Source organism: Pseudarthrobacter sp. P1 (assembly GCF_050156935.1).
Lineage (GTDB): Bacteria > Actinomycetota > Actinomycetes > Actinomycetales > Micrococcaceae > Specibacter.
Genome location: NZ_CP189584.1, coordinates 3,637,518 through 3,658,720, shown reverse-complemented (window position 1 = coordinate 3,658,720; position 21,203 = coordinate 3,637,518). Strand labels below are relative to the sequence as shown.

15 protein-coding genes and 1 riboswitch are annotated in these 21,203 nt (G+C 68.7%); of the genes, 12 read left to right on the top strand and 3 right to left on the bottom strand.

The genetic code is table 11. The annotated features are described in order from the left end of the window. The first annotated feature begins 51 nt into the window (after positions 1–51). From ACQCSX_RS17215 to ACQCSX_RS17195, 5 genes are all read left to right on the top strand, one after another. Positions 52–1,587 (top strand): amino acid permease, encoded by a 1,536-nt coding sequence (locus tag ACQCSX_RS17215; RefSeq protein WP_427016455.1) that lies wholly within the window; start codon positions 52–54, stop codon positions 1,585–1,587. 40 nt (positions 1,588–1,627) lie between these two features. After that, the gene (locus tag ACQCSX_RS17210) at positions 1,628–3,343 is read left to right on the top strand and encodes a flavin monoamine oxidase family protein (protein WP_427016454.1); all 1,716 of its coding nucleotides are present in this window, start codon (positions 1,628–1,630) and stop codon (positions 3,341–3,343) included. Positions 3,344–3,649: 306 nt separating this feature from the next. After that, on the top strand, positions 3,650–3,955 hold the full coding sequence (locus ACQCSX_RS17205) for a hypothetical protein (protein ID WP_427016453.1): 306 nt from the start codon (positions 3,650–3,652) through the stop codon (positions 3,953–3,955). Positions 3,956–4,110: 155 nt separating this feature from the next. Further along, positions 4,111–4,554 (top strand): hypothetical protein, encoded by a 444-nt coding sequence (locus ACQCSX_RS17200; RefSeq protein ID WP_427016452.1) that lies wholly within the window; start codon positions 4,111–4,113, stop codon positions 4,552–4,554. Further along, positions 4,551–5,747 carry a cation:proton antiporter gene (locus ACQCSX_RS17195; RefSeq protein ID WP_427016451.1) on the top strand — a complete coding sequence of 399 codons (1,197 nt, stop codon included), beginning with the start codon at positions 4,551–4,553 and terminating at the stop codon, positions 5,745–5,747. Before ACQCSX_RS17200 ends, ACQCSX_RS17195 begins: the two co-directional genes overlap by 4 nt. Positions 5,748–5,768: 21 nt before the next feature. Here the strand turns inward: ACQCSX_RS17195 and ACQCSX_RS17190 are convergent, their stop codons facing one another. Further along, entirely contained in the window at positions 5,769–7,253 is a 1,485-nt protein-coding gene (locus tag ACQCSX_RS17190; RefSeq protein ID WP_427016450.1) for an amino acid permease, read from the bottom strand. 428 nt (positions 7,254–7,681) lie between these two features. Beyond that, positions 7,682–7,781, top strand: a riboswitch (glycine riboswitch). Positions 7,782–7,919: 138 nt separating this feature from the next. Here ACQCSX_RS17190 and gcvP point away from each other — a divergent pair. The 7 genes from gcvP to ACQCSX_RS17155 all read left to right on the top strand — a co-directional run bounded on the left by gcvP (position 7,920) and on the right by ACQCSX_RS17155 (position 17,104). After that, entirely contained in the window at positions 7,920–10,793 is a 2,874-nt protein-coding gene (gene gcvP, locus ACQCSX_RS17185) for an aminomethyl-transferring glycine dehydrogenase (protein ID WP_427016449.1), read from the top strand. 11 nt (positions 10,794–10,804) lie between these two features. After that, positions 10,805–11,953, top strand: coding sequence for a glycine cleavage system aminomethyltransferase GcvT (gcvT, locus tag ACQCSX_RS17180; protein ID WP_427016448.1), 1,149 nt, complete (start codon positions 10,805–10,807; stop codon positions 11,951–11,953). A 32-nt stretch (positions 11,954–11,985) separates the two neighbouring features. Beyond that, positions 11,986–12,369 carry a glycine cleavage system protein GcvH gene (gcvH, locus tag ACQCSX_RS17175; RefSeq protein WP_427016447.1) on the top strand — a complete coding sequence of 128 codons (384 nt, stop codon included), beginning with the start codon at positions 11,986–11,988 and terminating at the stop codon, positions 12,367–12,369. Further along, positions 12,366–13,700, top strand: coding sequence for a serine hydroxymethyltransferase (glyA, locus tag ACQCSX_RS17170; protein WP_427016446.1), 1,335 nt, complete (start codon positions 12,366–12,368; stop codon positions 13,698–13,700). The genes gcvH and glyA overlap by 4 nt, the downstream gene beginning before the upstream one ends. A 143-nt stretch (positions 13,701–13,843) precedes the next feature. After that, positions 13,844–15,241: an L-serine ammonia-lyase gene (locus ACQCSX_RS17165; protein WP_427016445.1), complete on the top strand. Its 1,398-nt coding sequence runs from the start codon at positions 13,844–13,846 to the stop codon at positions 15,239–15,241. A 34-nt stretch (positions 15,242–15,275) separates the two neighbouring features. Next, on the top strand, positions 15,276–16,292 hold the full coding sequence (lipA, locus tag ACQCSX_RS17160) for a lipoyl synthase (protein WP_427016444.1): 1,017 nt from the start codon (positions 15,276–15,278) through the stop codon (positions 16,290–16,292). A gap of 23 nt (positions 16,293–16,315) precedes the next feature. Beyond that, positions 16,316–17,104: a methylenetetrahydrofolate reductase gene (locus ACQCSX_RS17155; RefSeq protein WP_427016443.1), complete on the top strand. Its 789-nt coding sequence runs from the start codon at positions 16,316–16,318 to the stop codon at positions 17,102–17,104. Between the two features lie 52 nt (positions 17,105–17,156). Here ACQCSX_RS17155 and ACQCSX_RS17150 read toward each other — a convergent pair whose 3' ends face one another. Then, positions 17,157–17,855: a hypothetical protein gene (locus ACQCSX_RS17150; protein ID WP_427016442.1), complete on the bottom strand. Its 699-nt coding sequence runs from the start codon at positions 17,853–17,855 to the stop codon at positions 17,157–17,159. Between the two features lie 27 nt (positions 17,856–17,882). Next, a complete protein-coding gene (locus ACQCSX_RS17145) occupies positions 17,883–21,122 on the bottom strand; it encodes a GH92 family glycosyl hydrolase (protein WP_427016441.1) in 3,240 nt (1,079 codons plus the stop codon). Positions 21,123–21,203 lie beyond the last annotated feature (81 nt).

Here is a 21,203-nt window from a genome sequence, read left to right as displayed (position 1 = left end):
ACCGGGCCTCCCACCCCGCCCCGGCGGGCCCCACAGCACGAATGGAGGTCAATGATGACCCAGCAGATACGTCTGAACGATCAGCCCCTCAGCCTGACCGGGCAGCTCCTGCGGCGCAAGCCGCTCGGCCAAATGATCCAGGAAGCCGGCACGTCCACCCACGGCCCGTCGCTGCGCCGCAGCCTGGGCGTCTGGCAGCTGACGATGATCAGCGTCGGCGCCACGCTCGGCACCGGAATCTTTGTCATCCTCGGCTCCTCCGTCCCGCTGGCCGGACCCGCCATCTGGATCTCCTTCCTCGTGGCAGGCTTCGCCGCGCTGCTCTCGGCCATCTCCTACGCCGAAATGGCCGGGGCCGTGCCGGTCTCCGGCTCCAGCTACTCCTACAGCTACGCCACCATGGGCGAGGGCATCGCCTGGATCTGCGGCTGGTGCCTGGTGCTCGAATACGCCGTCTCCGTGGCCGCCGTCGCCGTCGGTTCCGGGGAATACGTCAACGAGACCCTCAGCGCCTTCGGACTGTCCCTGCCAGCCGCCATCACCGCCCCGCCCGGGACCGACGGCGGCCTGCTGAACGTGCCCGCCCTCGCCATCGTGCTCCTGGCCATGGTGCTGCTGGTCCGCGGCGCCAAGGAAAGCGCCTGGGTCAACACCATCATGGTGACGGTCAAGATCGCCGTGCTGCTGATGTTCTGCATCATCGCGTTCACGGCCTTCAACGGCCACCACTTCGACACCCTGATGCCGATGGGCATGGCCGGCATGTCCGCCGCCGCCTCCCGGCTGTTCTTCTCCTACATCGGCTTCGACGCCGCCTCCACCGCCGGCGAGGAGGCCAAGAACCCGCAGCGGGACCTGCCGCGCGCCATCATCGCCTCCATGGTCATCATCACCTCCATCTACATCCTGGTGGCGGTCGCCGCCATCGGTGCCCGGGAATGGAGCTGGTTCGACGGCACCGAGGCCGCGCTGGTGCAGATCCTGCAGGAAATCACCGGCAACCCCTGGCTGGCCCTGGTCTTCTCCATCGGCGCCGTCCTGGCCATCGCCAGCATCGTGCTGACGGTGCTGTACGGCCAGACCCGCATCCTGATGTCCATGTCCCGCGACGGACTGGTGCCCAAGGTCTTTGGCCGCGTCTCCCCCAAGACGGGCACCCCCGTGGCCGGGACGCTGATCGTGGGCACCGCCGTCGCCATCACCGCCGGCCTGGTGCCGCTGGGCGCCCTCGCCGACGCCACCAGCATCGGCACGCTCTTCGCCTTTGCCCTGGTGAACCTCTCCGTCATCTACCTGCGCCGCAGCCGGCCCACCCTCAAGCGCACCTTCCGCGTGCCGCTGTACCCCATCACCCCCATCCTGGGCACCCTCATGTGCATCTACCTGATGGCCAACCTCGGCGCCACCACCTGGTGGGTCTTTGGGGTCTGGATGCTGGTGGGCATCGCCGCCTACTTCGGCTACGGCCGGCGCAACTCCCGCGTGGCGGCACTGAGCCAGGCCGACTACACCACGCTCTCCGACGCCGAACCCGACGCCATCGAACCGGCCGCCGAGCCGGCGAGCGCCGAGCCCGTCCGCGCCTGATCCGCACGCCACCACCCCTCCAACTGAAAGCACGCACGCCATGTCACAAGCCACCGACCTGCTCGCCGAACCACGCCAGGCCATGCCCGAGTCCGCGCCGATCACCATGCTGAACCCGGACTTCCCCTTCAGCTACGACCACTACCTGGCCAATCCGGCCGGGCTGGGCACCGTGCCGGAGCACCTCTACGGCACCGAGGTGGCCGTGGTGGGTGCCGGGCTGTCCGGCCTCGTCGCCGCCTACGAGCTGATGAAGCTGGGGCTCAAGCCGGTCATCTACGAGCCGGGGTCCATTGGGGGCCGGCTCAAGACGGAGTCCTTCCCCGGTGCCCCCGACGTCGTCGCGGACCTGGGCGGCATGCGCTTCCCCGTTTCGGGGCGGGCCTTCTACCACTACGTGGACCTGCTGGGCCTGGCCACGGAGGAGTTCCCCAACCCGCTGGCCGGCCCCACCTCCAGCACCGTGATCGAGCTGGCCGGGGAGAAGCACTACGCCGAAAAGGCCGAGGATCTGCCGGACTTCTTCCGCGAGGTCGCCGACGCCTGGAAGGCCGCGCTGCGCGAGCACGCCTCCTTCGATGAGATGCAGGCGGCCATCCGGAGCCGGGACACCGCCCGGATCAAGGAACTGTGGAACGCCATGCTGCCCGAGTTCGACGAGCAGACGTTCTACGGCTTCGTCGCTGCGAGCCGTTCCTTCCGCACGGCCGGCTTTGCCCACCGCGAGGCCTTCGGCCAGGTGGGCTTTGGCACCGGCGGCTGGGACACCGATTTTCCCAATACCATCCTGGAAATCCTCCGCGTGGTCTACACCGACGCCGACGACGCGCACCGCGGCATCGTGGGCGGGGCCCAGCGGCTGCCCGAGGCCTTGTGGGAGCACGCGCCGGCGGACGCCGCCTTCTGGCCGGCCGGCACCTCGCTGAAATCCCTGCACAAGGGCAGCCCGCGCGGCGCCGTCGCCAGCATCACCCGCGGCGCACCCACTGAGTCCAATCCGGCCGGGGACATCGTGCTCACCGACCGCTGGGGACACAGCGCGTCCTACCCCACCGCCGTCGTGACCTGCCAGACCTGGCTGCTCTCCACCCGGATCCACACCGATGAGGCCCTGTTCCCGGCCGGGCTGTGGACGGCCATTGAGCGCAACCACTACATGCAGTCCTCCAAGACCTTTGTCATGGTGGACCGGCCGTTCTGGAAGGACCGCGACCCGGTGACCGGCCAGGAGGTGCTCAGCATGACGCTGACGGACCGGCTGCCGCGCGCCACCTACCTGCTGGACAACGGCCCGGACAAGCCCGCCGTCATCCTGCTCTCCTACACCTGGAACGACGACGCCCTGAAGTGGCTCTCGCTCGATGCCGACGAGCGGGTGCGCCTGATGCTGCATTCCCTCGCCCAGATCTACCCCGGCGTGGACATCGCCTCGCACATCGTGGGCGAGCCGATCACCGTCTCCTGGGAGGCGGACCCGAACTTCATGGGTGCCTTCAAGGCCAATCTGCCCGGCCACTACCGCTACCAGCAGCGCCTGTTCAGCCACTTCAAGCAGGACTCGCTGCCGGCGTCCCAGCGCGGCATCTTCCTGGCCGGCGACGACGTCTCCTTCACCGCCGGCTGGGCCGAGGGTGCCGTCAGCACCGGGCTCAACGCCGTGTGGGGTGTGCTCACGCACCTGGGCGGCAGTTCCGCCCCGGCCAACCCGGGGCCCGGGGACCTGCTGGCGGAGCTGGGCCCGATCGAGCTGGCCTAGCTTCCAGGCCAAGCACGACGGCGGCACGCACCAGCGCGGGGTCCGTGGGCTTCCCGGATCAACAATCTGCTGACCGCTCTGATGGCTGCCGCCCTGGCCGGAGTGGTCCTTGGCTGGCGGGCGGTGGCGGGCCCGCTTCCCTTGGTGGCGTTCTCCGCCCAGCGGTCCCGCCGGACGGCTGCTCGGATCCATGCTGACCCACCCCATCGGTGCCTTGGCGTTTGCCATGGTCTAGAAACTCCCCCTACCGGGATGACTCTGGACGGCCTATCGTGGTGCTGACATAGCACGAGGAAAGGAACGACGATGTTCACCCTGCAGATCAGCTATCCGGTCCGGGACTACGGGGCTTTTAAGAAAGTATTCGACACTGATCCCGCAGGCCGCGCCGCCTCGGGCGCCCGGTCTGTCCGCCTGCTCCGGGATACAGCCGACCAGAACAGTGTGGTCGTGCACCTTGACTTCGACACCAAGGACGCTGCGGGCGTCTTTCTGGAACAGCTGCGCAGCCAGGTGTGGGACAAACCCGAGGTGATAGGGGATCTGATGACGGCATCGCCAACAGCGAGGATTCTGGAAGAGGTGGCCCGCGAGGGTCAGGGCGCGGGCTGACCGCTTCGAATCCGGTGGCCCCCTCCTCGGCAGGATGAGTTGGCCGCAACTTCATACGGAAGTCGCGCAAAGCAGCGGGCCGGCGATCCCTCAGAGCCAGAAAGCCGGCAGGCCCCGGAGTAGTCTCGTTCCAATGCCGTCCGGGAGGAACCAGCATGGCCAGAAACGAGCACAAGGACGTCCATAAAAAGGACCCCGGCCCGCTGGTCTTCTGGTTGCAGCAGCCAGAAGACCAGGACTATCCGGCGGCCGCGCAGTACCTGGCGCTGCTGGCGGACGACGGCGGCGTGGCGGCCACCGTCCAAGCGCTGCGGGATGCCCCCGTCACCCACCAATTGGCCAAGGACATTCTGCGCGCCGCGGGGCTGGCGCTGCTGCCGCGGGACAACCCGCATGTTGCCTCGGACCTGGCCAAGATTGCCGCCGGCCACAAGCTCTCCCCTGTGTTGCTGGTCCGCGGCAACATGGCCGCCGGCGTCCCGGCCCACATCGCCGATGGCTACCACCGCGTTTGCGCCAGCTACTACACCGACGAGAACACCGACATCCCCATCAAACTTGCGCCCCTTTCCGCCCAAGGGGATGGAAGCACCCGGTGACCTTTCTCTCGCTGGCCCTTGTCGCCGTCGTCGCCCTGGCAGGTCCCCTGCTGGCGATGCCGGCAACGTGGCGCCTGCCCGTGGTCCTCGGCGAGCTTCTCGCCGGCGTCGTGATTGGGCAAAGCGGCCTGTCGCTGGTGGATCCGCACGATTCCTCGTTCGTCCTGCTGGCGGACATTGGTTTCGCCCTGATCATGTTTGTCGCGGGCACCCACGTTCCCTTCCGGGATGCCGCCATCCGCTCGGCCCTGGGGCGCGGCGGGGTGCGGGCAGGCCTGGCCGCCGTGCTGTCCGCCGGCCTGGGAACCGCCATTGCCTGGGCGTTCGGCACGGCCCACGCCCCGATGTATGTGGTGCTGATTGCCTCGTCCTCGGCCGCGTTGATCCTGCCGATCATCGATTCCCTGCGGCTGGGCGGACCAGAGGTGCTGGCCATGACGGCGCAGGTGGCCATTGCGGACATCGCCGCCATTGTGGCTCTGCCGCTGGCGATCAATCCCGCCAATGCGGGGCCCGCCGCACTGGGCGCCGCCCTGGTGGCCGGCTGCGCCGTCGGACTGTTCTTTGTACTGCGCTGGCTGGAAGGCGCCGGGATCCGCGGCCGGGTCCACCGGCTCTCCGAGCGGCGCAAGTTTGCCCTCGAGCTGCGGATCCAGCTGGCCATCCTCTTCGGACTGGCTGGGCTGGCCACCCTGGGACATGTATCGATCATGCTCGCCGGGTTCTCGTTCGGCCTCACCGTCGCTGCCGTCGGCGAGCCCCGCCGGCTGGCCCGGCAGCTGTTTGCCTTGACCGAGGGGTTTTTGGGGCCGCTGTTCTTTGTCTGGCTGGGTGCCTCGCTGAACCTGCGCGACCTCGGCAGCCACCCGCAGATGGTCCTGCTGGGGCTGTGCCTGGGCGCCGGAACCATGGTGGCCCACGGCGCCCTGCGCATCATCGGCATGCCGATGTCGCTGGGGGTGCTCTCCTGCGCGCAGCTGGGCGTGCCGGTCGCAGCGGCCACCATCGGCACCCAGCAGGGCCTGCTCCTCCCCGGTGAAGCGGCGGCCCTGATCCTTGGTGCGCTGGTGACGATCGCCGCCAGCACCCTGGCCGGTTCACGGGCGGCCAGGTCATTTGAACTGCCGGCCAGCCCCGCGGGTCCCGCGGGGCTGGCCGGTCCGGCGGCCGGGAACCGGCCGGCCGCCGCGTAGCTGTACTTCAAACGGAGCCGGTCAGCGCCCCTGGAGGTGGATGTCCGCCGAGTCCTTGTCCGAGGCGAGCTCGTTCTGGAACGATGCGTAGCGGGCCAGATGCGCGGGGCGCCGGCGCAGGATGAACCAGGCGACGCCGAGCACGATGAACCAGAGCGGTGTGGCCAGCAGCGCCAGCAGCGTGTCCGGCTGGGTGGTCAGCGCCCAGAGCACAAAGCCAAAGAACGCGAAGACCACCCACACCATGGGGATGCCGCCGGGCATCTTGAACCTGGACGCGTCATGGAGCTGCGGGCGGCGCCGGCGGAAGGCGAGGTAGCTGGCCAGGATGATCGACCAGACGAAGACGAAGCAGACCGCTGACACGGTGGTCACCATGTCGAAGGCCTTGCCGATGTCCTGTCCGGCGTACATCAGCACGACGCCGGAGAGCAGCAGCACACAGGAGAGGAAGAGGGCGTTGCGGGGCACCTTGCGGCCGGACAGGCCGCTGAAGAGGGCCGGTGCGTCGCCCTCCTGGGCCAGGCCGTAGACCATACGGGAGGTGGAGTAGATGCCTGAGTTGGCCGAGGACATCGCTGAGCTGAGCACCACCAAGTTGACCACCGTGGCGGCGGCCCCCAAACCGGCCAGCGAGAACATGGCGATGAAGGGGCTGTGTCCGGCGGCGAACTGGGTCCACGGGATGACCGACATCAAGATGATGAGGGCGCCCACGTAGAAGAGCAGCACGCGCACCGGGATGGAGTTGATGGCCTTGGGCAGGTTCTTCTCCGGGTCCTTGGCCTCCGCCGCGGTGGTGCCCACCAGCTCGATGCCCACGAAGGCGAACACGGCAATCTGGAAACCGGCCACAAAGCCCATGAACTCGTTGGGGAAGAAGCCACCATGGCTCCACAGGTTGGTGAAGCTGGCCGGTCCGGCCTCGGAGGAGAATCCGCTGAAGATCATGAACAGGCCCACCACGATCAGGGCCGCGATGGCGATGATCTTGATCAGGGCGAACCAGAATTCGGTCTCGCCGAAGGCCTTCACGGTGGTCAGGTTCAGCAGCAGCAGGATGGCGATGGTGGCCAGCCCCGGGATCCACAGGGGCAGCCCCGGCCAGAGTTCCTTGGTGTACCCGGCGATGGCGATCACGTCGGCGATGCCGGTGATCACCCAGCAGAACCAGTAGGTCCACCCCGTGAAGAAGCCTGCCCAGGGGCCCAGCAGGTCCGCGGCGAAGTCGCTGAAGGATTTGTAGTGCAGGTTGCTCAGCAGCAGCTCGCCCATCGCCCGCATGACAAAGAACAGCATGAAGCCGATGATCATGTAGACGAAGATGACCGAGGGGCCGGCCGCCGAAATGGTTTTTCCCGAGCCCATGAACAGGCCGGTGCCAATGGCGCCGCCAATGGCGATCAGCTGGATGTGGCGGTTGGACAGCGAGCGGGACAGGTGCGGGCCGGCGTCTGCGGTGGTGGATCCGGCGCTATCCGGCAGGGCTGTCGTTTGCTTTGGCATGGGGCTTCTTTCTCATCAGGAAAGGCTGGTCTTGTGGACCATGGTGCGGCAGGGCTGTTTTCTTGTGCTGCGGATCTGCCAGCCGCAGCGACAGCACAACATGGACCGTCGTCGGCGACGGACAATGTGCGGTGTTTCGTAGCGCAACCAGCTGGCGGGGTCAGGGCCCATCGGGGCCGTCCGCTCGGGGAATTGCGTCGAAGTTTTGGTCGTAGGCCAGCAGTGGCAGCTGGCGGGGTCAGGGCCGGCACGTGTCGTTCGGCGGCTCCCGGATCAGTGTGGAGTGCGTCACACAAAAATGTCAAGCCGAGCCCCCGCGCCCCAAATCCTCCAGGCAATGGCTAAATCGCCCCCACTAAGGTTTTTTGCCCGCCGCCCGGATTGCGTGTAATCTGTGTCCTGAATCACCAACAACTGAACATGCCTTTTGAACCGTGGCGGGAGAGTCCTCCAGCCAACCAGCCGGCAGGCGCCGTAGGAGCAAATCCTCCCCAGGAATCTCTCAGGCCCCCGTACCGCCACGGCGAGGCAACTCTGGAAAGTAGTCAGGCGCCAGCCCGGACTCACCGACGGTGCAAGCGGACTTTGGTCCGCGGAAACTCTCAGGTCCAATACAGAGCGGGGAGGAACCCGGTCCACTCCGGCGCATTCGGCGCCGGCCATACCTTGGAGTTCCCCTTGACAGTTCAAGCAACCCCCGCCGCATTCGTTGACCGCCACATTGGTGCGCGCCGCCAGGCCGACATCGACACCATGCTCAAGTCCATCGGCTACGACACCCTCGAATCCCTCGTGGACACGGCCGTTCCCGGCGACATCCGCCAGGACGCTCCCCTGGCGCTGCAGCGGGCCCTCAGCGAGGTTGAGGTGCTGGCCGAACTCCGTGAGTTGGCTGCCAAGAACGTCACAGCCGTGCAGATGATCGGCCAGGGCTACTTCGACACCGTCACTCCCCCGGTGATCCGCCGCAACATCCTCGAATCCCCGGCCTGGTACACGGCCTACACCCCCTACCAGCCCGAGATCTCCCAGGGCCGGCTTGAGGCGCTGCTGAACTTCCAGACCATGGTCCAGGACCTGGTGGGCCTGCCGATCGCCAATGCCTCCCTGCTGGATGAAGCCACCGCCGTGGCCGAGGCCGTGCTGCTGATGCGCCGGGCCAACAAGTCCAAGCCCGCCACCGACGGCAAGACCGTCCTGGACGCCGACCTGCTGCCGCAGACCATCGCCATCGTCCGCGGCCGCGCCGAGGCCCTCGGCTTCGAGGTGGAGATCGCCGACCTGTCCCTGGGCCTGCCCGACGGCGACATCAACGGCGTCGTGCTCCAGCAGCCCGGCGTCTCCGGCCGCGTCTTCGACCACGCGCCCGTCATTGCCGCCGCCAAGGAACGCGGTGCACTGGTCACGGTGGCCGCCGACCTGCTCGCCCTGACCCTGATCACCCCTCCCGGCGAGCAGGGCGCCGACATCGCCGTCGGCTCCACCCAGCGCTTTGGCGTGCCGCTGTTCTTCGGCGGTCCGCACGCGGCCTACATGGCCGTCCGCCAGGGCCTGGAGCGCTCCCTGCCCGGCCGCCTCGTCGGTGTGTCCAAGGATTCCGCCGGCATTCCGGCCTACCGCCTGGCCCTGCAGACCCGCGAGCAGCACATCCGCCGCGAGAAGGCCACCTCCAACATCTGCACCGCGCAGGCGCTGCTGGCCATCGTCTCCTCCATGTACGCCGTCTACCACGGCCCCGAGGGACTGAAGGCGATCGCCGAGACCGTCCACGGCCACGCCCGCACGCTGGCGGCGGCCCTGTCCGCCTCCGGCATCGAGGTCCTGCACAACTCCTTCTTTGACACGCTCACCGTCCGCGTCCCGGGCCGGGCCAATGCCATTGTTGGCCTGGCCGAGGTGCGCGGCATCAACCTGCGCGCCATCGACGCCGACCACGTGGGCATCTCCGTGGACGAGACGACGACGACGGACATCGTCGCCCGCGTGGCCGGCGCCTTTGGCGCCTCCGCCGCAGGCGACGGCGTGGACACCGGCGCGGCCACGTTCGGCCTCGATGCCGGTGTGGAGCGCACCACCGACTACCTCCAGCACCCGGTGTTCAACACCCACCGCTCCGAAACCCAGCTGCTGCGCTACATCCGCAAGCTCAGCGACCGCGACCTGGCACTGGACCGCACCATGATCCCGCTGGGCTCGTGCACCATGAAGCTGAACGCCACGGCCGAGATGGAGGCCATCTCCTGGCCGGAGTTCGCGTCCATCCACCCGTTCGCCCCCGATTCCCAGACCGAGGGCTGGCGCGAGCTGATCTCCGGCCTCGAGGCCGATCTGGCCGAGATCACCGGCTACGACCAGGTTTCGCTGCAGCCCAACGCCGGTTCCCAGGGCGAGCTCGCCGGCCTGCTGGCCATCCGCGGCTACCACCACTCCCGCGGCGAATCCCAGCGCACCGTCTGCCTCATCCCTGCCTCGGCGCATGGCACCAACGCCGCCTCCGCCGTATTGGCCGGCATGAAGGTGGTCGTGGTGGCCACCGCGCCCGACGGCACCATCGACCATGCGGACCTCAAGGCCAAGATCGAGGCCCACAAGGACGTCCTCTCCGCCATCATGATCACCTACCCGTCCACGCACGGCGTGTACGACGCCGATGTGCGCGAGGTCTGCGACTCCGTGCACGCCGCCGGCGGCCAGGTGTACATCGACGGCGCCAACCTCAACGCCCTGGTGGGCGTGGCCCAGCCGGGCAAGTTCGGCGGCGACGTCAGCCACCTGAACCTGCACAAGACCTTCTGCATCCCGCACGGCGGTGGCGGCCCCGGCGTCGGCCCGGTCGCGGCCAAGGCGCACCTGGCTCCGTTCATGCCCGGCGACGCCACGTCCTGGACCGAGGGTGGGGACGTGCCGATCTCGGCGTCGCGCTTCGGCTCCGCCGGCGTGCTGCCGATCTCCTGGGCCTATGTGAAGCTGATGGGCGGTTCCGGGCTGACCGAGGCCACCAAGTCCGCCCTGCTGGCAGCGAACTACATCGCCTCCCGGCTCAACGAGCACTTCCCCGTCCTCTACACCGGCGCCGGGGACCTCGTGGCGCACGAGTGCATCCTGGACCTGCGCGAGCTGACGGCCGCGACGGGCGTCACCGCCGAGGACGTGGCCAAGCGCCTGATCGACTACGGCTTCCACGCCCCCACCTTGGCGTTCCCCGTGGCGGGCACGCTGATGGTGGAGCCGACCGAATCCGAGGACCTGGCGGAGATCGACCGGTTCATCGCGGCCATGGTCACCATCCGGGCCGAGATCGACCAGGTCGCCAACGGCGACTTCACTGTGGAGCAGAGCCCGCTGCGCAACGCCCCGCACACCGCGGCCGCCGTCGTCGATTCCGGCTGGGAGCGCAGCTACCCGCGCGAGCAGGCCGTCTTCCCGGTGGCGGCCCTGCGCCAGGACAAGTACTTCCCGCCGGTGGGCCGGATCGACGGCGCAGCCGGCGACCGCAACCTCGTCTGCTCCTGCCCTCCCATCTCCGAGTTCGAGAACTAAGGAACCCTTCAATGACTGAGAACTACACCGCGCTCTACGAAGAGCACAAGAAGCTCGACGCCTCCTTCACCGATTTCGGTGGCTGGCAGATGCCCCTGAAGTACTCCTCCGAGCTGGCCGAGCACCACGCCGTCCGCCAGTCGGCCGGACTGTTCGACCTCTCCCACATGGGCGAGGTCTGGGTCAGCGGCCCGGCGGCGTCCGCGTTCCTGGACTACGCCCTGGCGGGCAAGATCTCCGCCATGAGCGTGGGCAAGGCCAAGTACTCGCTGATCTGCCAAGAGGACGGCGGCATCATCGACGACCTCATCGTGTACCGCCGTCCGGCCACGGATGAAGGCACAGACAAGTTCCTGGTGGTGCCCAATGCCGGCAACGCCCCCGTGGTGGCCGCCGCCCTCACCGTGCGCGCCGCGGCGTTCGACGTCGTCGTGGAGGATGCCTCCGCCGAGACCTCGCTGATCGCCGTGCAGGGCCCCAAGGCCGAGGAGATCCTGCTGCGCCTGGTGCCGGCCCAGGCGCACGCCCTGGTCACCGGGCTGAAGTACTACGCCGCCGTCGAGGTCCCCTTCACGTTCGGCGGGCGCACCGCCGAACTGCTGCTCGCCCGCACCGGCTACACCGGCGAGGACGGCTTCGAGATCTTCGTGGCCAACGACCATGCGGCAGCCCTCTGGCAAGAGATCGCGGCCGTGGCGCACGACGGCGAACTCGTGCCGGCCGGCCTGGCCTGCCGCGACTCGCTGCGCCTGGAGGCCGGCATGCCGCTCTACGGCAACGAACTCTCCCGCGAGGGCAACGCCTACGCCGCCGGCCTGGGCCCCGTCGTGTCGCTGGCCAAGGAGAGCGATTTCGTAGGCCGCGCCGCACTGGAGGCCGCCAAGGCCGCCGGCGAGGGCGAGACCACCGGGCGCAAGCTGGTGGGCCTGAAGGGCCTGGGCCGCCGCGCCGGCCGCAGCCACTACCCGGTGCTGAAGGACGGCGTCGTCGTCGGCGAGGTGACCTCCGGCCAGCCCAGCCCGACGCTCGGCTTCCCCGTGGCCCTGGCCTACGTCGACGTCGAGCACGCAGCCCTGGGCACCGCCCTGGACGTCGACCTGCGCGGCAAGGCCGAGCCCTTCGAGGTCATTGCCCTGCCGTTCTACAAGCGCCAAAAGTAACGTCCGCCCCACCAGACCCGAAGGAAGCAAAGATGGCACAAGTAGCACCCGAACTGCAGTACTCCGAAGAGCATGAGTGGGTGGCCAATGAGGCCGGCAATCTCGTCTCGATCGGCATCTCCGCCGTCGCCACGGACGCCCTGGGCGACATCGTCTACGTCGACCTGCCCGAGGTCGGCACCGCCGTCACGGCCGGGGAGACCTGCGGCGAGGTGGAATCCACCAAGTCCGTTTCCGATCTCTATTCCCCCGTCACCGGCGAGGTCACCGAGGTGAACACCGCCGTCGTCGAGGATCCGGCCCTGATCAACTCCGACCCCTACGGCGCCGGTTGGCTGTTCAAGGTGGCCGCCGAATCCCACGGCCCGCTGCTCTCCGCGGTGGACTACGCTGCCAAGAACGGCGGCGAGCTGTGAGCGCGGCAAGCGCCACCACGGCGTTCGAGCAGGTCGTCTCCCCCAGCCTCGACGCGCAGCTGTCCGAGCTGGATCCGGAAATCGCGGTGCAGATCGACAACGAGCTGGCCCGCCAGCGCTCCGGCCTGGAGATGATCGCCTCCGAGAACCACACCGCCACAGCGGTGATGCAGGCCCAGGGCTCGGTGCTGACCAACAAGTACGCCGAGGGCTACCCCGGCCGGCGCTACTATGGCGGCTGCGAGCACGTGGATGTCGTCGAACAGCTGGCCATCGACCGGGTCAAGGCCCTCTTCGGCGCCGCCTACGCAAACGTCCAGCCGCACTCCGGCGCCCAGGCCAACGCCTCGGTGATGCACGCGCTGATCAAGCCGGGCGACACCATCATGGGCCTGAACCTGGCCCACGGCGGACACCTGACGCACGGCATGAAGATCAACTTCTCGGGCAAGCTCTACAACGTCATCCCGTACCAGGTGCGCGAGGACACCCACCGCGTCGACATGGCCGAGGTGGAGCGCCTGGCGCTGGAGCACAAGCCGGCACTGATCGTGGCCGGCTGGTCCGCCTACGCCCGCCAGCTGGACTTCGCCGAGTTCCGCCGGATCGCAGACCTGGTGGGCGCCTACCTGATGGTGGACATGGCCCACTTTGCCGGTCTGGTGGCCGCGGGCCTGCACCCGAACCCTGTGCCGCATGCCCACGTCACCACCTCCACCACGCACAAGACCCTGGCCGGTCCGCGCGGCGGCATCATCCTGAGCAACGACGCCGACATCGCCAAGAAGATCAACTCGGCGGTGTTCCCCGGCCAGCAGGGCGGTCCGCTTGAGCACGTGATCGCCGGCAAGGCCGTGGCCTTCAAGATCGCGGCCTCCGCGGAATTCGCCGAGCGCCAGCAGCGCGTGCTCGACGGCGCCCGGATCCTGGCCGAGCGCCTCATCCAGCCGGACGTCGCCGCCAAGGGCATCTCCGTCATCTCCGGCGGCACCGACGTGCACCTGGTGCTGGTGGACCTGCGCAATTGCGAGCTGGACGGCCAGCAGGCCGAGGACCGCCTGGCCGCGATCGACATCACCGTCAACCGCAACGCCGTTCCGTTCGACCCGCGCCCGCCGATGGTCACCTCTGGCCTGCGCATCGGCACCCCGGCGCTGGCCACCCGTGGTTTCGGCGAGGCGGCCTTCACGGAGGTTGCCGATATCATTGCTGAGGCCCTGACGGCCGACGCCGATGCCGACCTTTCCGGTCTGCGGACCCGGGTTGAGGCCCTGGCCGGCGCCCATCCGCTCTACCCCGCCGTGCCGGCCCTCTCGGGCCGGCCCAGCTAGGGTCCACCCTCCTGCGCCGGACGCCGCCACCCGCGGCGGCCCGGCGCAGGACGCCCGGGATGGGCGCACCCCACCACCGTGCGCCCATCCTTTCCGGCAGGACAATCTGCCGGACCATTGCTTTTGCACGTAAGGAACACCCCATGGCAGTCGGAGTCTTTGACCTCTTTTCGATAGGCATCGGACCGTCCAGTTCGCACACGGTGGGCCCCATGCGCGCCGCCGCCGTGTTCGCCGAGGAGCTCCGCACCGGCGGAACCCTGGGCCGGGCGGCAAGCCTGCGGGTGGACCTCTACGGCTCGCTCGCCGCCACCGGGCACGGACACGGCACCATGACCGCCGTGCTCCTGGGCCTGGAGGGCTACTACCCCGAGCTCATCCTCCCCGACGAGGTGGAGGAACGCCTGGCCATCATTGCCGACACCGGAACGCTGCGGCTGGCCGGCGAGGTTGAGCTGCCCTACGCGGTCAAGGACATAGTCCTGCACCCGCTCACGGTGCTGCCCCGCCACACCAATGGCATGAAGTTTGCCGTCTCCGACGCCGCCGGAACCGTCCTGCACCAGGCCACCTTCTTCTCCGTTGGCGGCGGGTTCATTGTCCGCGAGGGCAGCGAGGACAGCGCCATGGCCGAGCTGGAGGACTCCATCCAAGAGCTGCCGCTGCCCTTCCGCACCGCCGCGGAGCTGCTGGCCCACTGCACCGCCAACTCACTGAACTTCAGCGGTGTCATGCTCGAGAACGAAAAGAGCCTCCGCCCCGAAGCCGAGATCCGCAGCTCCCTGCTGCACATCCGCGACGTCATGGAGGAGTGCAAGAACTCCTCGCTCAAGCGCACTGGGCTGCTGCCGGGCGGGCTGAACGTCCGCCGCCGGGCACCCGATTGGCACGCCCGCCTGCGCTCCGAGGATCCGGACCGCGATCCGAAGTTCTGGCAGGAATGGGTCAACCTGGTGGCCCTGGCCGTCAACGAGGAAAATGCCTCCGGCGGGCGCGTGGTCACCGCTCCCACCAACGGCGCCGCCGGCATCATTCCGGCAGTCATGTTCTATGCCACCCACTACACACCGGGCATCGCCGAGGCCGGCCAGGACGCCGTCGACGACGTCGTGGTCAAGTTCCTGCTCGCCGCCGGCGCCGTCGGCGTGCTCTACAAGGAGCAGGCCTCCATCTCCGGGGCCGAGGTGGGTTGCCAGGGCGAGGTGGGCTCGGCGTCGTCGATGGCCGCCGCCGGCCTGGCCGAGGTCATGGGCGGCACTCCGGAGCAGGTGGAGAACGCCGCGGAGATCGCGATGGAGCACAACCTGGGCCTGACCTGCGATCCCATCGGCGGGCTGGTGCAGATCCCTTGCATCGAGCGCAACGCCATTGCCGCGGCCAAGGCCATCAACGCCGCCAAGATGGCGCTCTGGGGCGACGGCACCCACCGGGTTTCCCTCGATGAGGTCATTGTCACCATGCGCGAAACCGGCAAGGACATGAGTTCCAAATACAAGGAGACCGCCCTGGGCGGCCTCGCCGTGAATGTGGTGGCGTGCTGATGCCTGCCGCCACCCCCGCAGAAGGAGCAGCACTGTGACGCTGGCACCCGAAGGCCGCAAGATGCTGCGCATCGAAGCGCGCAACGCCGCCACCCCGGTCGAGCGCAAACCCGACTGGATCAAGGCCAAGGTCTCCATGGGCCCGGAATACATCGCCATGAAGAACCTGGTCAAAAAGGAGGGCCTGCACACCGTCTGCGAGGAGGCGGGCTGCCCGAACATCTTCGAATGCTGGGAGGACCGCGAGGCGACGTTTTTGATCGGCGGCTCCGAATGCACCCGCCGCTGCGACTTCTGCCAGATCGACACCGGCAAACCCTCCCCCATCGACCGGTTCGAACCCACCAAGGTCGCCCGCTCCGTGGTGAAGATGAACCTGCGCTACGCCACCGTCACCGGCGTCGCCCGCGACGACCTCGCCGACGAGGGCACCTGGCTGTACGCCGAAACCGTGCGGAAAATCCACGAACTGAACCCCAACACCGGCGTCGAGCTGCTCATCCCGGACTTCTCCGGCAACCCCGAGCACATCGCCGCGATCTGCGACTCCGCCCCGGAGGTGTTCGCGCACAACGTGGAGACCGTGCCCCGGATCTTCAAGCGGATCCGCCCCGCGTTCCGCTACGACCGCTCCCTGGACGTTCTCACCCAGGGCCGGGACCACGGCATGGTCACCAAGTCCAACCTGATCCTGGGCATGGGCGAAACCCGGGCGGAGATCTCCGAGGCCCTCGCGGACCTGCACGGGGCCGGCTGCGACCTTCTCACCATCACCCAGTACCTGCGCCCCTCCGAACGGCACCTGCCCGTGGACCGGTGGGTCAAGCCCCAGGAGTTCGTCGAGCTCGCCGCCGAGGCCGAGGAGCTGGGCTTCCTGGGCGTCATGTCCGGACCCCTCGTGCGCTCCTCCTACCGGGCCGGCCGGCTCTGGGCCACCGCGATGCGCAAGAAGGGCCGCGACATCCCCGCCCACCTGGCCCACATCGCCGAGGGCATTCAGGACTCCGGCACCACCCGCCAGGAGGCCGCCACCCTCCTCGCCGGACACTAACCCCCGACAAGCAGAGGCCAGCCATGTTCGATTCGCGCGTCGAGATCATCCCCGCCAATGGCATCGCCGCAATGGTGTCGCGGCACCTGCCGACGTCCACGACACTGACCATCACGTGCCTGCCCGCCCACGGCATTGAACGGACCATGGCGGCCGCCCTCGAGCTCGCGGACCTGGGCTACGCCGTCGTCCCGCACCTCGCCGCGCGGGCGGTGGCGGACAAGGGGCAGCTGCGCAACCTGCTGGCCGACTGCGCCACCGCCGGGATCACCGAGGTCTTCACCATCAGCGGCGACGCCCCGCGTGCCGCCGGGCCCTACGCATCCAGCACGCCGTTAATGGCGGACATCGCCGAGCTGAGCGCCGGCAGCATGAAAATGGGGGTGGCGGGATACCCGGAGGGGCACCCCGCCACCCACGGCGTCCAGCTGCTCGATGAGCTGTTGGCCAAGCAGGAGCTGGCCTCCCGCGTGGTCACGCAGATGTGCTTTTCGGCCGAGGCCATCAACAACTACGCGGGGCTGCTGCGCCGCGAGGGCGTCCGGTTGCCGGTCTGGGCCGGTGTGGCCGGCGCCGTGCCGCGCACCAAACTCCTGGCGCTGGCCGGCAAGATCGGCGTCGGCACCTCGCTGCGCTTCCTGAGCACCAAGGGGTCCTTCGCCCGGCACATGCTCGGCGGCGAGCGCTACCAGCCGGATGCCCTCATCGACGGGCTCGCCCCCACCCACATCGCCGGACTGCACCTCTACAGCTTCAACTCCCTCGCGGCCCTGCCCGCGGCACTCGGGCCGGCGACCGCCCACGCCGGCTGACTGAGGCAGCTGCCGGGCTGCATCAAGTCCGGCGGCGGAGCGGGCCCCACAGTCACTGCCCCGCCAGGGCAGCGATGAATCCACCCACGAAGGAATCCCCCACACCGATGGTGGCCGGCGCGGCGGAGTCCAGGGCGAAGGCGGGAAGGCACCGCACCGCCGGGCCCAGCCGGGCCTCGATGTCCGCGCCGAACCGGGCACCGGCCGGATTGACCGGCAGCAGGCCCACCGCTTCGTGGTCCTGGACGGTGAAACCGTCGCCATGGCGGAAGCGGGTGCTCGCCATGGTGATGCCGCCCTGCAGGCCCCGTTCATAGGCCACGGCATCGAGCAGATCCACCTCCCGGTCCAGGTGGTGGTGCATGTCGTCCTCGTTCATGCTGTAGACATCCACCATGTCCGCCATGGCGTCGCGCACCCGGCCGGCATAGGCCGGGACGTGGAAGCCCGCATCTTCGTAGAGGACGGTGGCGTCCCCGGGCAGTGCCGCCACCAGTTGCGCACGTTCGCGCAACCGGCTCTGAAGAATGGCCTCGTCCTTGACCACGTTCAGCCACGAGACCAGGAAGACCCCGGCCGTGTCCAGGACGGACCCCAGCTGCCCGCTGAGCACCATCTCGGTGTTGGGCGGATCGTTGGTGAAGATGACCCGGTTCGGGTGCGGCGTCGTGAGGTCGATGCCGCCGGCCCGCACCCGACGGCGAAACCCGGGGACACCCCCGGCCCACCGGATTTCGACAAGCTCGATCACCGGTCCCCGGCGGCCGGGCGTGATCCGTTAGTGCTCCGGAAACAGTTCCAGCTGGTACAGCGTGGCAGACGCTGCCGGGTGGCCCGCCACTCGCACCCGGTAGTGCCGGAAGCGGTCGGCATCCGGGACAGACGGGACAAGGAACGGGCGCGTCTGTCGCTCCCACCGGAAGGTTTCACCGCGGCGGCGCTCGACGGCGGTCCACTCGTGGCCGTCCGCCGAGCCCTGCAGATCCCAGCCGGAAAGGGCGGGCCCGGCCGTGATGGTGTACAGGGGCACCGCCGCCGGCTGGCGCAGGGCGTAGCCCACCCAGTCGCCGCCGTGGAGGCGGACTCCCGTGGCCGACGAGTCGTCGAAGGCCAGGTGCGCATCCGGCACGCTGGCCGTGGCGGCCCCGGCCGGGGTGGTGAGGTCCGACGCCGGCACAGCTTGCGAGCCCGGCGCACTCAACGACGGCGGGGCCAGCTCGGGCGAGGACCCCCAGCCGGAGGGCTCGGGCCCCATCACGAACTCCAGCGTGGCGCCATCGGCCAGCGTGGCGTGGTCGATGAACGGGCTCTCCCAGGCAACCCCGTTGACGGCCACCGACTGGATGTAGACGTTCTCCCGGGCATTGTTCGTCGCGCGGATGGTGATGGTCTTGCCCCCGGCCAGCGTGACGGTGGCCTCGCCGTACAGGGGCGAGGTGAGGATGAACCCCCCGGAGGCCAGGCTGAGCGGATAGAAGCCGAGCGCGGCAAACACGTACCAAGCGGACATCTCGCCGTTGTCCTCGTCCCCTGGATACCCCTGGCCAATCTCGCTGCCGGTAAACAGCCGGCCGACGGCCTCGCGGGTGATGGCCTGCATCTTGTGCGGGGCATCGGTGAAGGCATACATGAACGGGGCATGGTGGGCCGGCTGGTTGGAGATGCCGAACATGCCCATCCGGATGTTCCGGGCCTCGACCATCTCGTGGATGACGGCCCAATACGAGCCCCGGAATTCCTCGCGCGCCGTTTCAGGAGTGCTGAAGTACTCGTCCAGCTTTGCCTCCAGCCCGGCCCGGCCGCCATACAACCCGGCGAGGCCGGCGCCGTCGTGCGGCACGCTGAAGGCCATGCCCCAGGCGTTGGTCTCGGTGTAGTCGTGCCCCCACACACGCGGGTCGAACGTCTCCGGCGTGTGCCGGAACGTGCCGTCACTGTCCCGACCCTGGAAAAAGCCAACGCTCGGGTCAAAGAGCAGCTTGTAGCCCAGCGCCCGGTTGGCGAAATAGGCCGCGTTGGCCGCGTATTCGCTGCGGCGCGGGTCGTCCTCGCCGCTGCGGTCGAGCATCACTTCCGAGAACTGCGCGATGCCAAAGTCGCTGATGGCATTCTCCAGCGACCAGGACATGGCCTCATCCGTGCTGGTGGGGATGTAGCCGGTGAAGATACCGAGGCCCAGGCCCTTGCGCCCTGTCGCCGAGGCATCGGAGGGGACTGTTGCATTGCGCAAGGCAGAGTCGTACGCCTGTTCCAGGTCAAAGCCGCCCACCCCGTTGCGCGCGGCGTCAGCAAAGACCAGGTCGCTGCTGGTGCCCACCATGCAGTCCGCGTAGCCTGGGGCCGACCACCGCGGCGTCCAGCCGCCCTCGCGGTAGTGCTCCACAAAGCCGTCCAGCATCCGCCCGGCCTGGTCTGGATCGAGCAGGCACAGCGCCGGCCATTCGGTCCGGTAGGTGTCCCAGAATCCGTTGTTGACGTAAATGCGGCCGGCCCGGACCGGCGCCCCGGTGGCCTCGGCGCCATGCTTGGCTGCCGGCCGCAGGAAGCTGGCGTACTGCCACTGCGGGTCCTGGGCTGTCCCGGCGTTTTCGCTGGCCGAGTTGGGGTACAGGAACATCCGGTACAGGTTCGAATACAGCGTGGCCAGCTGGTCCGCACTGGCGCCGGCCACCTGGACGGCGCCCAGCTTCTCGTCCCACAGATCCTGGGCCAGCGCGGCGATGGCGTCCACGCCAACCCCATCCGGGATTTCAAGCTCCAGGCTGTGCCGCGCCATCGCGACGCTGATGAAGGACGTGGCGACCTTGAAGTTCACGGTCCGGTCCGCGTCCAGCCGGAAGCGCAGGTAGCCGGACACGTTGGCATGGGCGCCGGCAAACTTCCCGAAGCCGTCCAGCGGGCGGTCCGCCGTGGCGTAGAAGTACATCCGCAGCGCCGTCGATCCGCTGCTGCCGTCCACATAGCCGCTCAGCACGGGCCGGCCCGCGGCGTCCATGCCGATCACCAGGGATCCGTTGTCGTCCAGCTGGTCGATGAGCAGCGTGGCATCGTCGCCCGGATACACAAAGCGCAGGGCGGCGGCGTGGTCGGTGGGCGCGGCCTCGGCCACCAGGCCGTTGTCGAAGCGGACACGGTAGCGGTGCGCCTTGGCGTCCTCGTTGCCGTGCCGGAAGGCCAGGGCCCGGGCGGCCGGGGCAGGGTCGGGCGTGCCCTCCGTGGTGCCGGGCATGAACTGCAGGACGCTGTAGTCGTTCATCCACGGGCTGGGCTGGTGGGAGATGCTCAGGGCCTGCAGCGCACTGGTTCCGGGGGCGACGTCGTGCTGGTGGTAGGCGTAGACCCACTGGGTGGTCCGCGCTTCGGTGGCCGGGGTGATGAAGTTGAACCCGTAGGGAACGGCCGTCGCCGGGAGGGCGTTGCCGCGGGAGAGGGCACCGGAGGAATGGGTGCCGCGGGTGGAACGCACATGGTCGGAGGGCCGCAGGCCGGCGTCCGGCAGGGCGTCCACCGTGCGGATCACGACGTCGTCGATCCAGCCCGCAAGCGAGGTGTCGGCCAGGCCCTTGGGTACGTGCACCGCGGCCTCGATGGCGACCACCGTCCGCCCGGCCAGTGCGGACAGGTCCACGCGGCGGATGTTCCACTGGTCCGGCACCACCGTCTTGGCCGCACCCTGCGCCTGCGCGGAGACGCCAAAACCGTACTGGTCGCACAGGGCCGTCCCGGAGAGCCGGCTGCCGTCGTCAAGGAGAAGGTCGACGGCGGCCGCGCAGGCACCGTAGCCGCCGGCCGGATCCGCGTCGTTGCCGGCAAACGCCGGGAACACCACATAGGACAGCGTGCTGCCTGCCACGATCGGCGTCGACACCGCCCGCAGCGTGGCCCGCCGCACCGATCCCGCCGCGGCCGCCAGCTCGTGGGCGCCCATGGCGTACTTCCACGGCGACGAGGTGCGGAATCCGGAGTCCGCGCGCGAGCTGGGGGCGAAATGAGGGCCGCGGTGGGGCAGCAGTTCCATGCAAGTTCCTAGCCTGTAGCAGTGGTGGCGGCCCATCGGCGGACCTGTGACCTACGTCATCAACCATCCTAAACTAAAGCG